Below are 18454 nucleotides of genomic sequence, written 5' to 3' on the forward strand. Positions count from 1 at the left end.
CCATGGCGATCCTCATCGACAAGAACACCAAGGTCATGACCCAGGGCTTCACCGGAGCCCAGGGCACCTTCCATGCGAGCCAGGGCATCGCCTATGGCTCGAACTACGTGGGCGGCGTGACGCCGGGCAAGGGCGGCACCATGCACCCCTCGCTCAACCTGCCGGTCTTCAACACGGTCATCGAGTGCCGGGAAGCGACGGGGGCCGACGCCTCGGTCATCTACGTGCCCGCGGCCTTCGCGGCCGACTCCATCCTGGAGGCGATCGACGCCGAGATCCCGCTGATCATCTGCATCACCGAGGGCATCCCCGTCCTCGACATGGTGAAGGTGAAGCGGGCGCTGGACGGGTCGGAGTCCATCCTGGTCGGGCCGAACTGCCCGGGGGTCATCACCCCGGATGCCTGCAAGATCGGTATTATGCCCGGGCATATTCACCGTCGCGGCTCGGTCGGCATCGTGTCCCGCTCGGGCACGCTGACCTATGAGGCGGTGGCGCAGACCACGGCCGCCGGCCTCGGCCAGTCGAGCTGCGTCGGCATCGGCGGCGATCCGGTGAAGGGCATGGACTTCATCGACGTGCTCGAGCTCTTCATGGCGGACGACGAGACCAAGTCGCTCATCATGATCGGCGAGATCGGCGGCCAGTCCGAGATCCTGGCGGCCGAGTACCTGAAGAGCGAGAATTTCGGGCCCGGCAAGCCGAACAAGCCGGTCGTGGGCTTCATCGCCGGTGCCACGGCGCCTCCGGGCCGCCGCATGGGCCATGCCGGCGCGGTGATCTCGGGCGGGGCGGACACGGCGGAAGCCAAGATGGAGGCCATGAAGGCCGCCGGCATCCATGTCGCCGACAGCCCGGCCTCGCTGGGCTCGACCATGGTGCGCGCCCTCAAGGGCTGACATTCGAGGGGGCTGACATTCCAGGGGACTGACACCCCAGGGCATGATGGCTGGTCTGCGTCGGGCGGGGCCCCAAAATCCTGCCCGAATGCTCATATTGTTTTAGGAATCGGGCCGGCATGGTCCGAAGAGTGCATTCTCATCCGCAGAACTGCGGAACGGAGCGAAGAAAAATGGCCGGAGTGGACATCCTCGCAAGCGCGATGAATGGGGCGAACGCCGCCTATCTCGCCGACACCTATGCGAGGTGGGTGGAAGACCCCGCCAAGGTCGATTCCTCCTTCGCCGAGCTCTTCGCCGCCCTGAACGACGATGCGCGCGCCGTCCTGACCGACGCGATGGGCGCCTCCTGGGCGCCGCGGCCGCGCGGCGGCTTCGCGCCGGCGGAAGAGGCCAGGCCCGCGCCGAAGGGCGCCGCCCCGGCCAAGGGCGGCGCGCCTGCTGCCGACCCCGAGGCCATGCGCCGCGCCGCGCTCGACAGCATCCGCGCGCTGATGCTCATCCGCTCCTACCGGGTGCGCGGCCACCTGGAGGCGCAGCTCGATCCGCTGGGCCTGCAGGTCCTTGCCGCCCATCCGGAGCTCTCGCCCAAGTTCTGGGGCTTCGAGGAAGCCGATCTCGACCGGCCCATCTTCATCGACAAGGTGCTGGGGCTGGAGACGGCCTCCATTCGCCAGATCATGGAGCGGGTGCGCGCCACCTATTGCGGCCATATCGGCGTCGAGTTCATGCACATCCAGGATCCGGACCAGAAGTCCTGGATCCAGCAGCGCGTCGAGGGCGCTCCCTGGGCCGGCAGCTTCGGCGCGGAGGAGAAGCGCAAGCTGCTCGGCCAGCTCACCGAGGCCGAGGGATTCGAGGCCTTCTGCGCGCGCAAGTATGTCGGCACGAAGCGCTTCGGCCTGGAGGGCGGCGAGAGCACCATCCCGGCCGTGCTCGCCAGCATCGAGACGGCCGCCGGGCAGGGCGTGAACGAGGTCGTCATCGGCATGGCCCATCGCGGCCGTCTGAACGTGCTGGTCAACGTGGTGAAGAAGCCCTTTGTCCAGGTCTTCTCCGAGTTCAAGGGCTCCAGCTTCAAGCCCGACGACGTCCAGGGCTCGGGCGACGTGAAGTACCATCTGGGCACCTCGACCGACGTCGAGATCGGCGGGCGGACCGTCCATCTCTCGCTGCAGCCCAATCCCTCGCATCTCGAGGCCGTGAACCCCGTCGTCGCCGGCAAGGTCCGCGCCCGGCAGGACGATGCGGGCGACACGAAGGCGCGCAGCAGCGTCATGGGCATCCTGCTGCATGGCGACGCCGCCTTCGCCGGCCAGGGCCTGGTCTACGAGACGCTGGCGATGAGCCAGCTCGTCGGCTACCGCACCGGGGGCACGATTCACATCGTGACCAACAACCAGATCGGCTTCACGACCGTGCCGGCCCATGCCTATTCGGGCCTGTACTGCACGGACGTGGCCAAGTCGGTCCAGGCGCCGATTATCCACGTAAACGGCGACGACCCCGAGGCCGTGGTCTGGTGCGCCCGGCTCTGCGCCGAGTTCCGCATGCGCTTCAAGGCGGATGTCGTGCTCGACATCGTCTGCTACCGCCGCCACGGCCACAACGAGGGCGACGAGCCGGCCTTCACCCAGCCGCTGATGTACAGCCGCATCCGCGAGATGAAGACGACGCGCACCCTCTACGCCGAGAAGCTGGCGGCCGAGGGCAGCGTCCCGGCCGAGGAGGCCAGGTCCATCCTCGACGGCTTCAACGCCAAGCTGGAGGACGCCTTCCAGGCCGCGGCCAGCTTCAAGCCGAACAAGGCGGACTGGCTCGAGGGCCACTGGTCCGGCCTCAAGGCCGTCGGCCAGGACGAAGGCGCCGAGCAGCTGCACGAGACGGCCGTGCCGCTCGACACGCTGCGCGAGGTGGGGGGCGCGCTCTGCCGCGTCCCGGCCGGCTTCAACCCGAACCCCAAGATCACGCGCCAGCTTGAGGCCAAGAAGTCGGCCATCCAGGCCGGCGAGGGCGTCGACTGGGCGACCGGCGAGGCGCTGGCCTTCGGCACCCTGCTGCTGGAGGGCCATCGCGTCCGCCTCTCGGGCGAGGACGTGCAGCGCGGCACCTTCAGCCAGCGCCATGCGGTGCTGGTGGACCAGGGCAATCAGGCGGAATACGCGCCGCTCAACAACATCAGGGAAGGCCAGGCCAAGTTCGAGGCCTTCAATTCGCTGCTGGCCGAATTCGGCGTGCTGGGCTTCGACTACGGCTATTCGCTGGCCGATCCCAAGACCCTGGTGCTTTGGGAAGCGCAGTTCGGCGACTTCGCCAATGGCGCGCAGGTCATCATCGACCAGTTCATCGCCTCGGCCGAGACCAAGTGGCTGCGCATGTCGGGCCTCGTCATGCTGCTGCCGCATGGGCAGGAGGGGCAGGGGCCGGAGCATTCCTCCGCGCGCCTGGAGCGCTATCTGCAGCTCTGCGCCGAGCGGAACATCCGGGTCTGCAACTTCACGACGCCGGCCAACTACTTCCATGCCCTGCGCCGCCAGCTGAAGGCCAATTACCGCAAGCCGCTCATCGTCATGACGCCCAAGAGCCTGCTGCGCCACAAGCTGGCGGTGAGCAGCCTTGCGGAGTTCGGCCCCGGCAGCGCCTTCCGCTACGTGATCCCCGAGATGGAGGCGATCGCGCCGGAGGAGAAGGTGAAGCGCGTCGTGCTCTGCAGCGGCAAGGTTTATTACGACCTCCTGCAGGAGCGGCAGGCACGCGGCATCGACGACGTGGCGCTGATCCGGGTGGAGCAGCTCTACCCATTCCCCGAGGTCAGCCTCGCGACGGCGCTGGCGCCCTACAAGAACGCCGAGGTGGTATGGTGCCAGGAGGAGCCGGAGAACAACGGCGCTTGGACCTTCATCGACCGGCGGATCGAGAAGGTACTGAAGGGCCTCGACATCAAGGCGAAGCGTCCGGACTATGTGGGCCGCGCCGCCGCCGCGAGCCCCGCGACCGGCCTCGCCAAGGTGCACCAGGCCCAGCAGGACGCGCTGGTCCGCGCCGCCCTGGCGGTCTGAGGTTTTTTCGGGACGCCGGCGCCGGTTCGGGCTGACGTCCCCCTTCCAACTGCTTTATGAAGCCGGCCAGGAATAGAGCGAAAACCATGGCAACCGACATTCTCGTGCCCACCCTGGGCGAAAGCGTCAGCACCGCGACCGTGGCGCGCTGGCTCAAGCAGGCCGGCGAGGCCGTGGCGGCGGACGAGCCCCTGGTCGAACTCGAGACGGACAAGGTCACCGTCGAGGTGAACGCCCCGGCCGCCGGCGTGCTGGAAGCCATCGCGGCCCAGCAGGGCGCGGAGGTCGAGCCCGGCGCCCTGCTCGGCAGCATCGCGGCCGGCTCCGCGGCGGCCCCGGCCAAGGCCGCCGCCGCACCGGCTCCCGCAGCCGCCCCCGTGACGCCGGGCGCGGGCACCGCCTCGGCGAAGCCGCCCGGCACCGGCGGCGGCTCGGTCGCCGCCTCCGAGGACAAGGGGCAGACCCAGGCGCCGCCGCCGCTGCCCGCCGCCGCCAAGCTGATGGCCGAGAACAACGTCACCGCCGCGCAGGTCGGCACCGGCACGGCCAAGGACGGCCGGATCGCCAAGGGCGACGTGATCGACTTCCTGAGCCGCCCCGCGGCCGCCGCGGCCCCTGCCGCCGCGCCCAAGGCCGAGCGCGCGCTCGATGCCGGCGAGGAGCGCGTGAAGATGACGCGCCTGCGCGCCACCATCGCGCGTCGCCTGAAAGAGGCGCAGAACACCGCCGCCATGCTCACCACCTTCAACGAGGTGGATATGGGCGCGGTGATGGCCATGCGCGCCGAGTACAAGGACGGCTTCGAGAAGAAGCACGGCACGAAGCTCGGCTTCATGTCCTTCTTCGTGACGGCCTGCGTGGCCGCGCTGAAGGAATTCCCGGCCGTCAACGCCGAGATCGAGGGCGGCGACACGGTCATCTACCGCAACTTCGTCCATATGGGCATCGCGGTCGGCGGCCCCTCGGGCCTCGTCGTGCCGGTGCTGCGCAACGCGGACCAGATGGGCTTCGCGGAGATCGAGAAGCGCATCGCCGATTTCGGCAAGCGCGTCCGCGACGGCCAGCTGAAGCTGGAGGAGATGGCGGGCGGCAGCTTCACCATCACCAATGGCGGCATCTACGGCTCGCTGATGTCCACGCCGATCCTGAACCCGCCGCAGTCGGGCATCCTGGGCATGCACAAGATCCAGGAGCGGCCGATGGCTATCGGCGGCAAGGTCGAGATTCGGCCGATGATGTACCTGGCGCTCTCCTACGACCACCGGATCGTGGATGGAAAGGAGGCCGTCTCCTTCCTCGTCCGCGTGAAGGAAGGTCTCGAGGATCCCCGCCGCCTGATGCTGGGCCTCTGAGGATGCGCTCCAGGGAAGGCCAGCTCAGCGACAACCGCCCCATCTCCCGCACCCGCGTGGAGAAGGAGAAGCAGCTCCGCGACCTGAAGGAAGTGCTCGCGGGGATGAAGGCGCATGCCACCCCCGCCCTGCGGGATTCCGTGAAGGCGAAGATCAAGGAACTGGAGGCGGAGCTGGCGAGCCCGCCGCCGCCGCCGCGCGACCGGCGCCCGCCGCGCCGCGAGTTCTGACCAGCGACCGTTGAGGGACCGGCGCGGGACATCCCGCCCCGGTTCGATTCGACCCAGTTCCAAGGCGTCTCGCACGTCACCCGTCCAGCCGGATGCCTTCGGCGGCGATGAGCCGGCCCATGACCTCGCGCTCGGCGGCCAGGAAGCGGGCCAGTGCTTCCGGCCCTCCGGCGGCGGGCAGCAAGCCGAGCTCGTCCAGGCGCGGACGCAGGCTGGGCTGGTTCATGGCATCGGCCGCCGCCGCCGCGACCCGCGCGATTGCGGCGTCCGGGGTGCCCGCCGGGGCGAAGAGCGCCAGCCAGTCGCCGATGGAGAAGCCGGGAAATCCCTGGCCGGCGATGCTGTCCGCCGCGCCGGGCAAGGACGTGCCGAGGGAGCGGAGCTTCCCCTCGCGCAGCAGCGGCGCGGCCAGCGCGACCGAGGTGAAGCCCATGGCCACGTCCCCGCGCAGCAGGCCGGTCACCTGGTCCGCGCCGCCGCGATAGGGGATGTGCTCGGCCGCGATCCCGGCGCTCCGCATCAGCGCGGCCATCGCCAGATGCGTGCGCGAGCCGATGCCCACGCTGCCATAGGCGGCCCGCCGCGGCTCGGCCCGCAGCCTGTCCAGCAGCGCGGCCAGCCTGGTCACGCCGAGCTCGGTCCGGACCACCAGCACCAGGGGCAGGGTGGCCAGCAGGGTCACGGGGGCGAAGGCGGTGCGATAGTCGAAGCCGAGGCCGCGCATGAGGACCGGGTTCACCGCCTGTCCCCCGGAATCGAGCAGCAGGGTGGCGCCGTCCGGCGCGGCCTGGGCCACCACGCCCGCGCCCACCGCCCCCGAGGCGCCGCTGCGATTCTCGGGGGTCACCGCCGTGCCGAGCCGCTCGCCGATCCGGGGCGCGATCAGCCGACCGAGGAGATCGGTGCTGCCGCCGGGCGGATAGGCGATGACCAGCCGGACCGGCCGCTCCTGCGCCAGCGCGCCGAGAGGACGGGCGGCGATCGGGAGGGAGGCGGCGAGGAGGAGCTTGCGGCGCAGCATCGCCGAGGCGTCGCGCCGGGGGCGCCGCGCGTCAAGCGTCGCTTCGGTGAAACCCGGCGTCACCCCCGTGCCCTTCCGGGTGCGAAGGGATAGGATGCCGCCATGGCCACCCGCCGTCCCCGACCCGAGCCGGCCTCCGGCAGCCTCTTCGAAGCCGAGGCGCCGCGCCCGCTGGCGGACCGCCTGCGCCCGACCTCGCTGCAGGACGTCATCGGCCAGGACCACCTCCTCGGCCCCGACGGCCCGATCACGCGGATGGTCGAGAGCCGGACGCTCTCCTCGCTGATCCTCTGGGGCCCGCCCGGCACCGGCAAGACGACCATCGCCCGGCTGCTCGCCCATGCGACCGACCTGCATTTCGAAGCGCTTTCGGCGATCCAAGGCGGCGTGGCCGATCTGCGGCGGGTCTTCGAGGCGGCGCGCGACCGCCGGGCCATGGGGGAGGGCACGCTGCTCTTCGTGGACGAGATCCACCGCTTCAACCGCGCCCAGCAGGACGCCTTCCTGCCGGTGATGGAGGACGGCACCATCGTGCTGATCGGCGCGACGACGGAGAACCCTTCCTTCGAGCTGAACGGCGCCATCCTCTCCCGGTCGCAGGTCTTCGTGCTGAAGGCGCTGGACGATGCGGCCCTGTCCGTCCTGCTGGAGCGCGCGGAGGCGCATCTCGGCCGCCCGCTGCCGCTGACCGACGCGGCGCGCGGGGCGCTGCTGGGCCTCGCCGGCGGCGACGGCCGCTATCTGCTGAACCTCGTCGAGCAGATCACCACCGTGCGATCCGCGCGCCCCCTCGACGTGGATGCGATGGGCCAGGTCCTGACCCGGCGGCTGCCCTCGCACGACAAGGCGGGCGACGGGCATTACGACCTGCTCTCCGCCTTCCACAAATCCCTGCGCGGCAGCGACCCGCACGCCGCGCACTACTATGCGGCGCGCATGGTGGTGGCCGGCGAGGCCCCCGAGGCCATCTTCCGGCGGCTGGCCTGCGCCGCCTCGGAGGATGTGGGCATGGCCGATCCGCAGGCCATGGTGCAGGTCCTCACGGCCTGGCAGGCCTTCGAGCGGATCGGCTGGCCCGAGGGCCGGCTCTTTCTCGCCCAGGCCATCAGCTACGTGGCGACCGCGCCGAAGAGCAACGCCTCCTACATGGCCTTCGAGGCGGCGACGGGCCTGGCGCGCGAGACGAGCCACGTGCCCCCGCCGATGAACATCCTGAACGCGCCGACGAGGCTCATGAAGGAACTCGGCTACCATGCGGGCTACCGCTACGACCACGACTACCCGGACGCCTATGCCGGGCAGGACTTCCTCCCCGAGGACATCCGGAAGCGCGGCACGCCGGAGCTCTACCGGCCGAACGAGCGCGGCTTCGAGCGCGACATCCGCAAGCGGCTCGACTACTGGGCGGCCCAGAAGGCCTCGCGGAAGCCCTGAGGCGCGGGACGGCAAGCTGCTCCCCACCGCTTCGCGCGCCGTCCGGAAGCCAGGCGGATGAGCTTCCTCCTCGTCGCGACCGGCGGCGCCGCCGGCTCGGTGCTGCGTTACCTGGTGTCCCTTGTCTTCATGGGGATGGGCTGGCCCTGGGGGACGCTCGTCGTGAACATCCTGGGCAGCTTCGCCATGGGGGTCCTCGCCGGGATCGAGCTGTCGCCGCAACAGCGGCTTTTCTGGATGACGGGCCTGCTGGGCGGCTTCACGACCTTCTCGGCCTTCAGCCTCGAGACGGCCACGCTCTGGGAGCGCGCGCATTGGGAGGGCGTGGCCTATGTCGCGCTGAGCCTCGCCCTGGGCCTCGCCGCCTTCGCCACGGGCATGTGGCTGGCCAGGGGCTGAGCCTCAGATGGCTTGACGCCGCCCGGTGGCGGGCGTCTTCCTGGCGCAGAAGGAAGGAGCGGCCGCGATGGAAGCAGCAGGGACAGGCCGGCAGATGCGGCTGGGCATCTTCGTGCAGGCGGCGGGGCATCACGTCGCCGGATGGCGGCATCCGGACGCCATGCCGGGCGGGCCGAACCTGGCGCTGATGCAGCACATCGCCGCGACGGCCGAGCGCGGGAAGTTCGACATGTTCTTCCTCGCCGACAATTTCTCGACCGGCTATGGCGAGCACCCCTCCTCGATCGGCAAGTTCGAGCCGCTGACGCTGCTGTCGGTGCTCGCGGCGGGGACGAGGCATCTCGGCCTCGCGGCCACGGCCTCCACCACCTATGCCGAGCCCTACCACACCGCCCGGGCCTTCTCCTCGCTGGACCATCTCTCCGGCGGGCGCGCGGCCTGGAACGTGGTGACGACCTCCTATCCCAAGAACGGCGCCGTCTTCGGCCGCCAGCACCCCCCGCACGGCGAGCGCTACGCCATGGCCGAGGAGTTCGTCGAGGCCTGCAAGCTGCTCTGGGATTCCTGGGACGACGACGCCTTCGTCATGGACAAGGAGCGCGGCACCTTCGTCCGGCCGGGCACGCTGCACATCCCCGATTTCGAGGGGAAGTACTTCACCGTGAAGGGCGGGCTGAACCTGCCGCGCTGCCCGCAGGGCCAGCCGGTGATCATCCAGGCCGGCAGCTCCGCGCCGGGCCAGGCGCTGGCGGCCCGCACGGCCGAGGTGGTCTTCACCGCGCAGAACAATCTGAACGACGCGCAGGACTTCTACCGGGGACTGAAGGCGCAGCTCGCCCAGCACGGGCGGGCGGAGGAGGCGCTGAAGATCATGCCCGGCTTCATGCCGGTGATCGGCCGGACGGAAGCGGAGGCCAGCGCGCTCTTCGCCGAACTCAGCCGCAACCTCGACATGGGACAGGCCAATACCGTGCTGTCGGACCGGCTGGGCGCCGACATGTCCCGCTTCGACCTCGATGCGCCGGTGCCCGACCTTCCCGCGAGCGAGCATCTGAAGAGCCGCGCGCTGCTGCTGCTGGAGATGGCGCGGCGCGAAGGGCTGACGCTGCGCGAGTTGTGCCACCGCGTCGCCGCCTCGCGCGGCCACCTGATGGTCGTGGGCACGGCGGAGCAGGTGGCTGATATGATGGAGCGGTGGTTCCGCGAGGGCGGCGCCGACGGCTTCAACCTGATGCCGCCCTTCTTTCCGGGGCAGTTCGACGCCTTCGTGGACCAGGTGGTCCCGATCCTGCAGGCGCGGAGGCTGTTCCGCCGTGAGTATGAAGGCACCACGCTGCGCGAGAATCTCGGCCTCGCGCGGCCGCCGAGCCGCTATGCCGGGGCCAGGCTGGAAAGCGCGGCGGAGTAGCGCTACCGCCGGCCGAGCCCGATCTCCGCGGCCTTGCGGCCCCTCATCCAGGCGCGCATTCCGGCCGCCCGGCCGGACCATTTCTCGCGCCGGGCGTCGCCCCGCCGGAGCGCCGCCTTCAGCGCCAATCCCGGCCATTCCGCGAGCGCCAGCCGCCAGGCCGCGCCGCGTCCGTGGTGCTTGGCTTCGAGATGCAGCCGCGACCAGCCCTGGTGGAAGGCCTTCCACCAATTGAGCGTCTCGGAGGGCGCGGTGCTGGCGCCGCCCTCGTGCCGCACGCGCACGCCCGCCACATGCACCAGCGCATGCGCGGCCGTGCGCATCCGCAGGCAGAGATCGTCATCCTCGAAATAGAGGAAGATGTCCGGATCGAAGCCGCCCAGCCGACGGAAGACGGCCATGCGCAGGAACATCGCCGAGCCGCCGACATACCAGCAGCAGGCATCGCCCGCGGGCTCCACGACGGGGCCGCGCAGGCGGCGGAAGGGCAGGTCGTGGCCGAACTGCATGCGGCCGTCGGGCGCGATGATCTCGGGGGCGAACATCGCGGCTTCCGGATAGCGCCGCGCCGCCCCGACGAGGCCGGCGATCGTGTCCGGCTCCAGGGTGGCGTCGGCGTTCAGGAGGAGGCCGAATTCGGTCGTCACCTCGGCGAAGCCGGCATTGGCGCCAGGCCCGAAGCCGAGGTTCCTCCCCGCCCGGATGACCTTCGCGGCGGGGCGCGCCGCCTGCGCGACGGCCGCGCTGTCATCCGGGCTGGCATTGTCCACGACGATCACGGGGCAGCCGGCCGGGATCGCCGCGAGGCAGGTGGGAAGCAGCGCCGCCGAGTTGTAGGCGACGATGACGACGCTGACTTCGGTCTCGCTCACCGGCGGGCGGGCGCGGTCTCGGCCAGGGCCTGGAGGAAGGCGGCCACCGCGGCCTCCTCCTCCATCGGCGTGTCCAGCTCGGGCGCGCCTACGGCCACGAGGCCGCCCGTCCAGAAGCCGTCGGCGCCATCCGCCGGGATCGCGTATTGCAGCATCGCGATGCCGGCCGGGCCCCGGTGGGAGATATAGGGGCAGCGGCGATACTTCTTCGTCCGCACGCCGCCGCCCGTCTTGGGGGCGCCGTCCTTCGAGAGCAGCGCATGGGGCTGCTTCACGCCCGCCGCCTTGGCCGTCTCCGCTGTCAGGTCGAAGCGCGTCTGCGCCTCGGCCGCCACGGCGAGGATGCGCTTCAACGCGGCCTCCAGCACCGGATCGACCGGGGCCTTCTGGCCGACCGGCGAGACGCGGCGGGTCTCCAGCGCGGCCTTGGCCGCCTCGCGGAACTCCGCCGCCTTGGCGTGGAGCTTCGTGTTCGGCCCGGCCAGGATGTTCTCGGCATTCGCGACCATCGCCTTGAGTTCGGCGGCGGTCTTGCCTTCCAGGGACGCGCTCACGCCATGTTGACCATGATGGTCTTCTTATGGGTGAAGTGCTCGAGCATGGCCTCCAGCGAGGCCTCCTTGCCGAGGCCGGAGCTCTTCACGCCGCCATAGGACAGGTTGGCCTGCACCACCAGGTTCTGGTTGATCTGCACCAGCCCCGCCTCCAGCCGGTGGGCCAGGTCGAGGCCCACCTTGAGGTTGTTGGTCCAGAGGCTGGCCGCCAGCCCGTATTCGCTGTCATTCGCCTCGGCCAGCACGGCCTCCGCGTCGTCGAAGGGCTGGATGACGGTGACGGGCCCGAAGATCTCCTCGCGCACGAGGCGCGAGCTGCCGTCGAGGCCGGTGAAGATGACGGGCCGGATGAACAGCCCCTTCTTCAGTGCGGAGTCCTTCGGCATGGCCGAGCACTCATGCGCCGTGGCGCCGGCGGTCTTCTTGCCCTCGTCGATGAAGCCCTGGACCTTCTCGAACTGGCCCTCGCTGATGATCGTGCCGATGTCGGTCTTCTCGTCGAGCGGGTCGCCCATGACCATGAGGTCCACGGCCTTCTTCATCTCGGCCACGAAGGCGTCGAAGATGGGCCGCTCGACATAGATGCGGCTGGCGGCCGTGCAGCTCTGGCCCTGGCGGGTGAAGCGCATGGAGGTCAGCGCGCCGGCGACCGTCTTGGCGAAGTCGCAGTCCTGGAAGACGATCATGGGCGACTTGCCGCCCAGTTCCAGCGTCACCGGGATCAGCTTCTGGGACGCGGCCTTGGCGACGATCTTGCCGGTCTCGACCGAGCCCGTGAACGTGACCTTGCGAACCAGCGGATGCTCGACCAGCGGGGCGCCGCATTCGGGGCCCATGCCGCTGACCATGTTGAAGGCGCCGGCCGGCAGCACGCGGTTCATCAGCTCGCAGATGCGCAGCACGGCGAGCGGCGCCTCCTCGGCCGACTTCACGACGACGGTGTTGCCCGCCACCAGCGCCGGCGCGACCTTCAGCGCCATCAGCAGCATGGGCACGTTCCAGGGGATGATCGCCCCCACCACGCCCAGCGGCTCGCGCACGGTCACGGACAGCACGTTCGGCGCGAAGGGGACGCTCTCGCCCTTCAGCTCGGAGCCGAGGCCGCCGAAGAATTCCAGGATGTCGGCGACGGTGCCGGCCTCGACGCGGCTTTCGGTGCGCAGCGCCTTGCCGGTCTCGAGCGCGATCAGGCGGGCCAGCTCCTCCTGGTGCTCACGGATGACCGCGGCGCATTGATGCACGAGGGCGCCGCGCTTGCGGGCCGGCATCTTCGCCCATTCCTTCTGGGCGCGCGCGGCATCGCGGACGGCGGCGTCCACGTCGGCGGCGTCACCTTCCGCGGCGCTGGCGACCTGCTCACCCGTGGCAGGGTTCACCACGGCGAAGTTCTTGCCGCCGATCGCGGGCATGTAGCGGCCGCCGATGAAATGCAGGCCCGACATCTGCCTGGCGAGGGCGAAGCAGTCGAGTTCCGGTGCGGAAGGGGTGGGGTGCGGCGTCTCGAGCAAGGTGGCGCTCCTCTTGTCCTGGGCCAGCTTCTTTGAATCGGGCGGACCATGCGCCGGTTGGGGCCTCCCGGGCAACCCTCGGGGGGGCCGTCCGTTGATACGGCAACCCGAAAGGAACCCCCATGGCACATGCGATTTCCGACGACGAAGCCCGGATCAAGGTCCGCGAACTGGTGAAGAAAATCGGCCTCGTGATGCTGGTCACGTCCGACGACGACGGCGCTCTGCACTCGCGGCCCATGGCCGTGATGGGCCTGGAGCAGGACAAGGTCTGGTTCTTTACCGACGTGGAAAGCCCGAAGACGCTCGAGATCGGCCGCGACCACGACGTGCTGCTCGCCTGCGCCAACCCGGCGGGCCAGGAATTCGTCTCCGTGACGGGCCGCGCGAAGGTGATGCAGGACGAGGCCAAGCAGAAGGAGCTGTGGAGCGAGGCCGCCCGGCTCTGGTTCCCCAAGGGGCACAAGAGCGAGAATCTCGCGATCATTGAGGTCGAGATGCTCGGCGCCGAGTATTGGGACAGCCCCGGCTCCAAGGTCCTCTTCGCCTATGGCTACGTGAAGGCGCTGGTGGCCGGGAAGACGCCGGACACGGGCGAGCACTCGAAGGTCAAGTTCGAGCGCATCTGAGCGGATTGCGCGCCCAGCGAGGCAAGTCTAATCCCTGAGAGTCTTTTGGCCTTCAGGGAATGTCCTCAATGTCCGCCCAGACTTCCGGTCCGCTCAGCGGCCTGCGCGTCCTCGACCTGACCCGCGTGCTCGCGGGTCCGACCTGCACGCAGATGCTGGGCGACCTCGGCGCCGAGGTCATCAAGATCGAGAAGCCGGAATCGGGCGACGACACGCGCGGCTTCGCCCCGCCGGTCTGGCCGAAGAGCGGCGAGAGCGCCTATTTCGTCGGCGTGAACCGCAACAAGAAGTCGGTCACGCTCGATATCGCCAAGCCGGAAGGCCAGGCCATCATCCACCGGCTGCTCGAGAGCTGCGACATGCTCGTCGAGAACTTCAAGGTCGGCGCGCTGGCGAAGTACGGGCTCGGCTACGAGCAGCTGAAGGCCAGGTACCCCAGGCTGATCTATTGCTCCATCACCGGCTTCGGCCAGACCGGCCCCTACGCCCCGCGCCCGGGCTACGACGCGCTGATCCAGGCGATGGGCGGCATCATGTCCCTGACCGGCGAGCCCGGTGGCTCGCCCCAGAAGTCCGGCGTGCCGGTGGCCGATCTCTTCGCCGGCCTCTACGGCTGCATCGGCATCCTGGCCGCGCTGAACCATCGGCACGCGACCGGCCAGGGCCAGCAGATCGACATCGGCATGCTGGACACCCATGTGGCCTGGCTGGCCAACCAGGGCTCCAACTACCTCTCGACCGGCGAGAACCCGGTGCGGCTGGGCAACCAGCACCCCAACATCGCGCCCTACCAGGAATTCCCGAGCAAGGACGGCTACCTCATTCTGGCCGTCGGCAACGACCCGACCTTCGAGCGCTTCTGCAGGAACTTCGGCCAGGAGCACCTGCTGGCCGACGAGCGCTTCGCCACCAATCCCAAGCGGGTGGAGAACCGCCAGCTCGTCACCGACACGCTGACGCCCCTCATGAAGAGCAAGACCACGGCCGAATGGGTCGAGGCGCTGGAGGCGCTGAAGATCGCCTGCGGGCCGATCAACACGCTGAAGGACGTCTTCGCCGACCCGCATGTCCAGGCCCGCGGCTGCGTCATCGAGATGGAGCACGCCTCCGGCGAGACGGTGAAGGTCACGGCCAATCCGGTCCGGCTCTCCGCCACCCCGCCGACCTATCGCAGCGCGCCGCCGGTGCTGGGCCAGCACAATGACGAGGTGCTGGGCGGGCTGCTCGGCATGAGCCCGTCGGAGGTCACGGAGCTCAAGGGCAAGGGCATCCTCTGAGATGGAGCGGCCCCGCATCGGCGCGCCCCGCATGGGTTCCATGCGCGGCACGTTCGACTTCGGGCCGTTGACGCTGCGCTGGACGGAATGGGGGCCGCTCACCGGCCGGCCCGTGGTCTGCGTGCATGGCCTGACCCGCAACGGCCGCGACTTCGACGCGCTGGCCATGGCGCTGGCGGAGCAAGGCCGCCGCGTGATCTGCCCGGACGTGCCGGGGCGCGGGATTTCCGACTGGCTGCCCTCGGGCGCGCTCTACGCGGTCCCGACCTATGTGGCGGCGCTGACGCCGCTGCTGGTGGAACTGGGCGAGTACGACTGGGTCGGCACCTCGATGGGCGGGCTGATCGGCATGGGGCTTTGCGCCGTGCCGGGCGTGGCTATGCGGCGCATGGTGCTGAACGACATCGGCCCCTTCGTTCCCGTCGCCGCGCTGGAGCGCATTCGCGATTACCTCCGGATCTTCCCGGAATTCGACAGCCTGGCCGCCGTCGAGGCGCAACTTCGCAAGGTCCACGCACCCTTCGGCCCGCTGAGCGACGCGGAATGGGCGCATCTCGCACGGCACAGCGCCCGCGTCATGGCCGGGGGAAAATTCGTGCTGCATTACGATCCCGCGATCGTGGAGCCGATGGCCGGGCCGCTCGCGGATGTGGAGCTCTGGCCGCTCTGGGAGCTCTGCGCGAAGCGCCCCGTCCTCGTGCTGCGCGGCGAAAGCTCCGATCTGCTGCTGCCGGAGACGGCATCCCGCATGGGCCAGGCGGCTCAGGTGACGGTCGAGACCATCCCCGGCTGCGGCCATGCGCCGGCGCTGATGGATCGCTCGCAGGTCGGCCTCGTCCTTCGCTTCCTGGAAGGCTGAACGGCAACTCGCGTTGAGACGAGCCTAATTTCCGCTGCATGTATTCCCTGCCACCTCACGATTTGCCAGGATTGGCAGACCAAGAATGGAGGGCGACAGATGCGCATGAATCCGAAACTGGCCGGCATGGTCCTCCTGGCCGCGGGCACGCTGGCCGCCACCACTTTGGCCGCCAGGCCGGCCCTGGCGGTTGGAGCCGTGGTCAATCACGTAGCGCTTCCGCCCGGCACGTCGATCGAGGCATGTCTGCAACGCGGGGCGCTCGCCATCGCCTCGGTCGGGCTGCGGCCGCTCAACACCACCCGGTCCGCCGCCTGGGGCGAGCGCGAGGGCGGGCGGATCTACACGATCTATTGCCTGCCGCAGAACAGCGTCGCGATCTTCGTGGGCGCCGGCAACGCCTCGGCCGATGTCAGCCCGGACGTGACGGCGCTCATGACCGCCTTCCGCAGCGGTTCCGGCGGCGGCGCGCCGCGGAAGTAGGGCTCAGCCCGCCTTCAGCAGCCGCGCGGCCTTCACCGCGAAATAGCTGAGCACGCCGTTCGCGCCCGCGCGCTTGAAGGAGATCAGCGCCTCCATCATCGCGCGGTCGTGGTCGAGCCAGCCGCGCTCGACCGCCGCCATGAGCATCGCGTACTCGCCGCTCACCTGGTAGACGAAGGTCGGCAGGCCGAACTCCGTCTTCACGCGATGGACGATGTCCAGATAGGGCAGGCCAGGCTTCACCATCACCATGTCGGCGCCCTCGGCGATGTCGAGCGCGACCTCGCGCAGGGCCTCGTCGCTGTTGGCGGGATCCATCTGATAGGTCTTCTTGTCGCCGAGCAGCGCGCCCGTGCTGCCGACCGCGTCGCGGAAGGGCGCGTAGTAGCCGGAGGCGTATTTCGCCGCGTAGCTCATGATGCGCGTGTGGATGAGGCCCTGCTCGTCCAGCGCCTTGCGGATGCTGCCGACGCGGCCGTCCATCATGTCCGAGGGCGCGATCACGTCCACGCCGGCCTGAGCCATCAGCACGGCCTGGCGGCAGAGGATCTCGACCGTGTCCTCGTTGTGGACATAGCCGCCGCGCAGCACGCCGTCATGGCCATGGCTGGTGTAGGTGTCGAGCGCCACGTCGCCGATCAGGCCCAGATCGGGATGCGCCGCCTTCAGCGCGCGGGCGCCACGGCACATGAGGTTGTCGGCGTCGAGCGCGCCGGTGCCCTCGTCGTCCCGTTCCTCGACGGGCGTATAGGGGAAGAGGGCGACGGCGGGGATGCCGAGCTCCACCGCCTCCGCCACATGCTCGGCCGCGCGGTCCACCGAGACCCGCACGATCCCGGGCATGCTCTCGACGGGCACGACCTTGTCCACGCCATCCGTGAGGAAGATCGGCCAGATGAGGTCGGCCGGCGTCAGCCTGTTCTCGGCGGTGAGCTTGCGCGTCCAGGCATCGCGCCGGTTGCGCCGCATGCGGGTGTTGGGAAAGGAACCTGCGAAGTTCATGGGGCCTCCGATGGCCGGAACGTCATTCGGAGGCCCTTATAGAACCCCGCAGGCGCGGGTTACGAGAGCGCCTGCTTCAGATCGGCCAGGATGTCGTCGATATGCTCGATGCCGATCGAGAGGCGGATATAGCCCGGCGTCACGCCGCTCGCCGCCTGCTCCTCCTCGTTCAGCTGGCTGTGCGTGGTGGTCGCCGGATGGATCGCGAGGCTGCGCGCGTCGCCGATATTGGCGACATGGTAGAACATCTTCAGCTTCTCGATGAAGGCCTGCCCGGCTTCCTTTCCGCCCTTCAGCTCGAAGCCCAGCAGGCTGCCGTGGCCGCCCTTGAGATAGGCGTCGGCCCGGCGCTTGGACTCGCCCGTCATGACCGAGGGATGGATGACCTTCACCACATCCGGATGGCCGGAGAGGAAGGCCGCGACCTTCGTCGCATTGGAGCAATGCCGCTCCATGCGCAGCGGCAGCGTCTCCAGCCCCTGGAGGAACATGAAAGCGTTGAAGGGCGACATGGGCGCGCCCAGGTCGCGCTGCAGGCAGGTCCGCATGCGCAGGATATAGGCGATGGGTCCGAGCGGCTTGGCCGCCTGGCTCCAGACGGCGCCGTGATAGCTCGGGTCGGGCGTGTTCAGCGTGGGGAAGCGCTCGCCGCCCTTGCCCTCGCCGAGAGGGGCTTCCCAGTCGAAGTTGCCGCCGTCCACGACGATGCCGCCGATGCTCGTGCCGTGGCCGCCGATCCACTTGGTCGTGGAGTGCATCACCACGGCCGCGCCGTGCTCGAAGGGCCGGCACAGGATGGGCGCCGCCGTGTTGTCCATGATGAGCGGCACGCCGAGCTTGCGGCCGATCGCCGCGATCTCGCCGATCGGGAAGACCTGCAGCTTCGGGTTGGGCAGCGTCTCGGCGTAGTAGCAGCGCGTCTTCGCGTCGGTGGCGCGGGCGAAGGCCTCGGGATCGGCCGGATCGACGAAGCGCACCTCGACGCCGAACTGCTTCAGCGTATTGGCGAAGAGGTTCCAGGTGCCGCCATAGAGGTCGGTGCTGCTGACGATGTTGTCGCCCGCCTGGCAGAGGTTCATCACCGTGAAGGTCGTGGCCGCCTGGCCCGAGCCGACCGAGAGTGCGGCCGCGCCGCCCTCGAGCTGCGCGACGCGCGTCTCCAGCGCGTCGTTCGTCGGGTTCATGATGCGCGAGTAGATGTTTCCGAGCTCGGCGAGGCCGAAGAGCCGGGCGGCGTGGCCGGTGTCCTGGAACTGGAAGCTGGTCGTCTGATGGATCGGCACGGCGACCGAGCCCGTGCTCGGGTCGGCGCGATGGCTGCCGCCGTGGAGGGCGATGGTCTCCGGGTGGGTGTACTGGCTCATCCTGTCTCGGCCTTCCTCGATTTGGACGGACACTGCCATCATCGGATGGAGGCGGAAAGCCTCAAGAATCGGCGGTGCCCCGCATTCTGCGACGACCTCCCGTG

The 18454-nt window shown here is 69.6% G+C and carries 17 protein-coding genes; 11 read left to right on the plus strand and 6 right to left on the minus strand.

The window, feature by feature from the left end; genetic code table 11:
- Positions 1-2 precede the first annotated feature (2 nt).
- The 4 genes from sucD (at position 3) to EJV46_RS12590 (ending at position 5540) form a co-directional block, all read left to right on the plus strand.
- Entirely contained in the window at positions 3-899 is an 897-nt protein-coding gene (gene sucD, locus EJV46_RS12575) for a succinate--CoA ligase subunit alpha (RefSeq protein ID WP_131548993.1), read from the plus strand.
- Positions 900-1072: 173 nt separating this feature from the next.
- A complete protein-coding gene (locus EJV46_RS12580; RefSeq protein WP_131548994.1) occupies positions 1073-3958 on the plus strand; it encodes a 2-oxoglutarate dehydrogenase E1 component in 2886 nt (961 codons plus the stop codon).
- A gap of 86 nt (positions 3959-4044) precedes the next feature.
- The gene (gene odhB, locus EJV46_RS12585; RefSeq protein WP_131548995.1) at positions 4045-5310 is read left to right on the plus strand and encodes a 2-oxoglutarate dehydrogenase complex dihydrolipoyllysine-residue succinyltransferase; all 1266 of its coding nucleotides are present in this window, start codon (positions 4045-4047) and stop codon (positions 5308-5310) included.
- Between the two features lie 2 nt (positions 5311-5312).
- Positions 5313-5540, plus strand: coding sequence for a hypothetical protein (locus tag EJV46_RS12590; RefSeq protein ID WP_131548996.1), 228 nt, complete (start codon positions 5313-5315; stop codon positions 5538-5540).
- A 76-nt stretch (positions 5541-5616) separates the two neighbouring features.
- On the opposite strand, the gene EJV46_RS12595 is transcribed toward EJV46_RS12590, so the two are convergent.
- Complete coding sequence (locus tag EJV46_RS12595; RefSeq protein ID WP_131548997.1) at positions 5617-6624, minus strand: tripartite tricarboxylate transporter substrate binding protein; 1008 nt, start codon at positions 6622-6624, stop codon at positions 5617-5619.
- Between the two features lie 39 nt (positions 6625-6663).
- Here EJV46_RS12595 and EJV46_RS12600 point away from each other — a divergent pair, with 39 nt between their 5' ends.
- The 3 genes from EJV46_RS12600 (at position 6664) to EJV46_RS12610 (ending at position 9802) form a co-directional block, all read left to right on the plus strand.
- A complete protein-coding gene (locus EJV46_RS12600) occupies positions 6664-7995 on the plus strand; it encodes a replication-associated recombination protein A (protein WP_131548998.1) in 1332 nt (443 codons plus the stop codon).
- Positions 7996-8052: 57 nt separating this feature from the next.
- On the plus strand, positions 8053-8394 hold the full coding sequence (crcB, locus tag EJV46_RS12605; RefSeq protein ID WP_131548999.1) for a fluoride efflux transporter CrcB: 342 nt from the start codon (positions 8053-8055) through the stop codon (positions 8392-8394).
- Positions 8395-8461: 67 nt separating this feature from the next.
- Positions 8462-9802, plus strand: coding sequence for an LLM class flavin-dependent oxidoreductase (locus tag EJV46_RS12610; RefSeq protein WP_131549000.1), 1341 nt, complete (start codon positions 8462-8464; stop codon positions 9800-9802).
- Between the two features lie 2 nt (positions 9803-9804).
- On the opposite strand, the gene EJV46_RS22840 is transcribed toward EJV46_RS12610, so the two are convergent.
- From EJV46_RS22840 to EJV46_RS12620, 3 genes are read right to left on the minus strand one after another with little or no spacing between them, the layout of a single operon-like run.
- Positions 9805-10674 (minus strand): glycosyltransferase family 2 protein, encoded by an 870-nt coding sequence (locus EJV46_RS22840; protein WP_165585505.1) that lies wholly within the window; start codon positions 10672-10674, stop codon positions 9805-9807.
- Positions 10671-11228, minus strand: coding sequence for a hypothetical protein (locus tag EJV46_RS22845; RefSeq protein ID WP_165585506.1), 558 nt, complete (start codon positions 11226-11228; stop codon positions 10671-10673). The genes EJV46_RS22840 and EJV46_RS22845 overlap by 4 nt, the downstream gene beginning before the upstream one ends.
- A complete protein-coding gene (locus EJV46_RS12620) occupies positions 11225-12670 on the minus strand; it encodes an aldehyde dehydrogenase family protein (RefSeq protein ID WP_131549353.1) in 1446 nt (481 codons plus the stop codon). Before EJV46_RS12620 ends, EJV46_RS22845 begins: the two co-directional genes overlap by 4 nt.
- Positions 12671-12858: 188 nt before the next feature.
- Here EJV46_RS12620 and EJV46_RS12625 point away from each other — a divergent pair, with 188 nt between their 5' ends.
- The 4 genes from EJV46_RS12625 (at position 12859) to EJV46_RS12640 (ending at position 15984) form a co-directional block, all read left to right on the plus strand.
- Positions 12859-13365, plus strand: coding sequence for a pyridoxamine 5'-phosphate oxidase family protein (locus EJV46_RS12625; RefSeq protein ID WP_131549002.1), 507 nt, complete (start codon positions 12859-12861; stop codon positions 13363-13365).
- Positions 13366-13433: 68 nt separating this feature from the next.
- The gene (locus EJV46_RS12630; protein WP_131549003.1) at positions 13434-14642 is read left to right on the plus strand and encodes a CaiB/BaiF CoA-transferase family protein; all 1209 of its coding nucleotides are present in this window, start codon (positions 13434-13436) and stop codon (positions 14640-14642) included.
- A 40-nt stretch (positions 14643-14682) separates the two neighbouring features.
- The gene (locus tag EJV46_RS12635; RefSeq protein WP_240782534.1) at positions 14683-15501 is read left to right on the plus strand and encodes an alpha/beta fold hydrolase; all 819 of its coding nucleotides are present in this window, start codon (positions 14683-14685) and stop codon (positions 15499-15501) included.
- 99 nt (positions 15502-15600) lie between these two features.
- Positions 15601-15984 carry a hypothetical protein gene (locus EJV46_RS12640; RefSeq protein WP_131549005.1) on the plus strand — a complete coding sequence of 128 codons (384 nt, stop codon included), beginning with the start codon at positions 15601-15603 and terminating at the stop codon, positions 15982-15984.
- Positions 15985-15987: 3 nt separating this feature from the next.
- On the opposite strand, the gene hemB is transcribed toward EJV46_RS12640, so the two are convergent.
- Both hemB and EJV46_RS12650 read right to left on the minus strand, forming a co-directional pair.
- Positions 15988-16986 (minus strand): porphobilinogen synthase, encoded by a 999-nt coding sequence (hemB, locus tag EJV46_RS12645; RefSeq protein ID WP_131549006.1) that lies wholly within the window; start codon positions 16984-16986, stop codon positions 15988-15990.
- A 59-nt stretch (positions 16987-17045) separates the two neighbouring features.
- Positions 17046-18350, minus strand: coding sequence for an O-acetylhomoserine aminocarboxypropyltransferase/cysteine synthase family protein (locus tag EJV46_RS12650; RefSeq protein ID WP_131549007.1), 1305 nt, complete (start codon positions 18348-18350; stop codon positions 17046-17048).
- Positions 18351-18454: the final 104 nt, after the last annotated feature.

The sequence above is a fragment of the Roseococcus sp. SYP-B2431 genome (assembly GCF_004336745.1).
Lineage (GTDB): Bacteria > Pseudomonadota > Alphaproteobacteria > Acetobacterales > Acetobacteraceae > Roseococcus.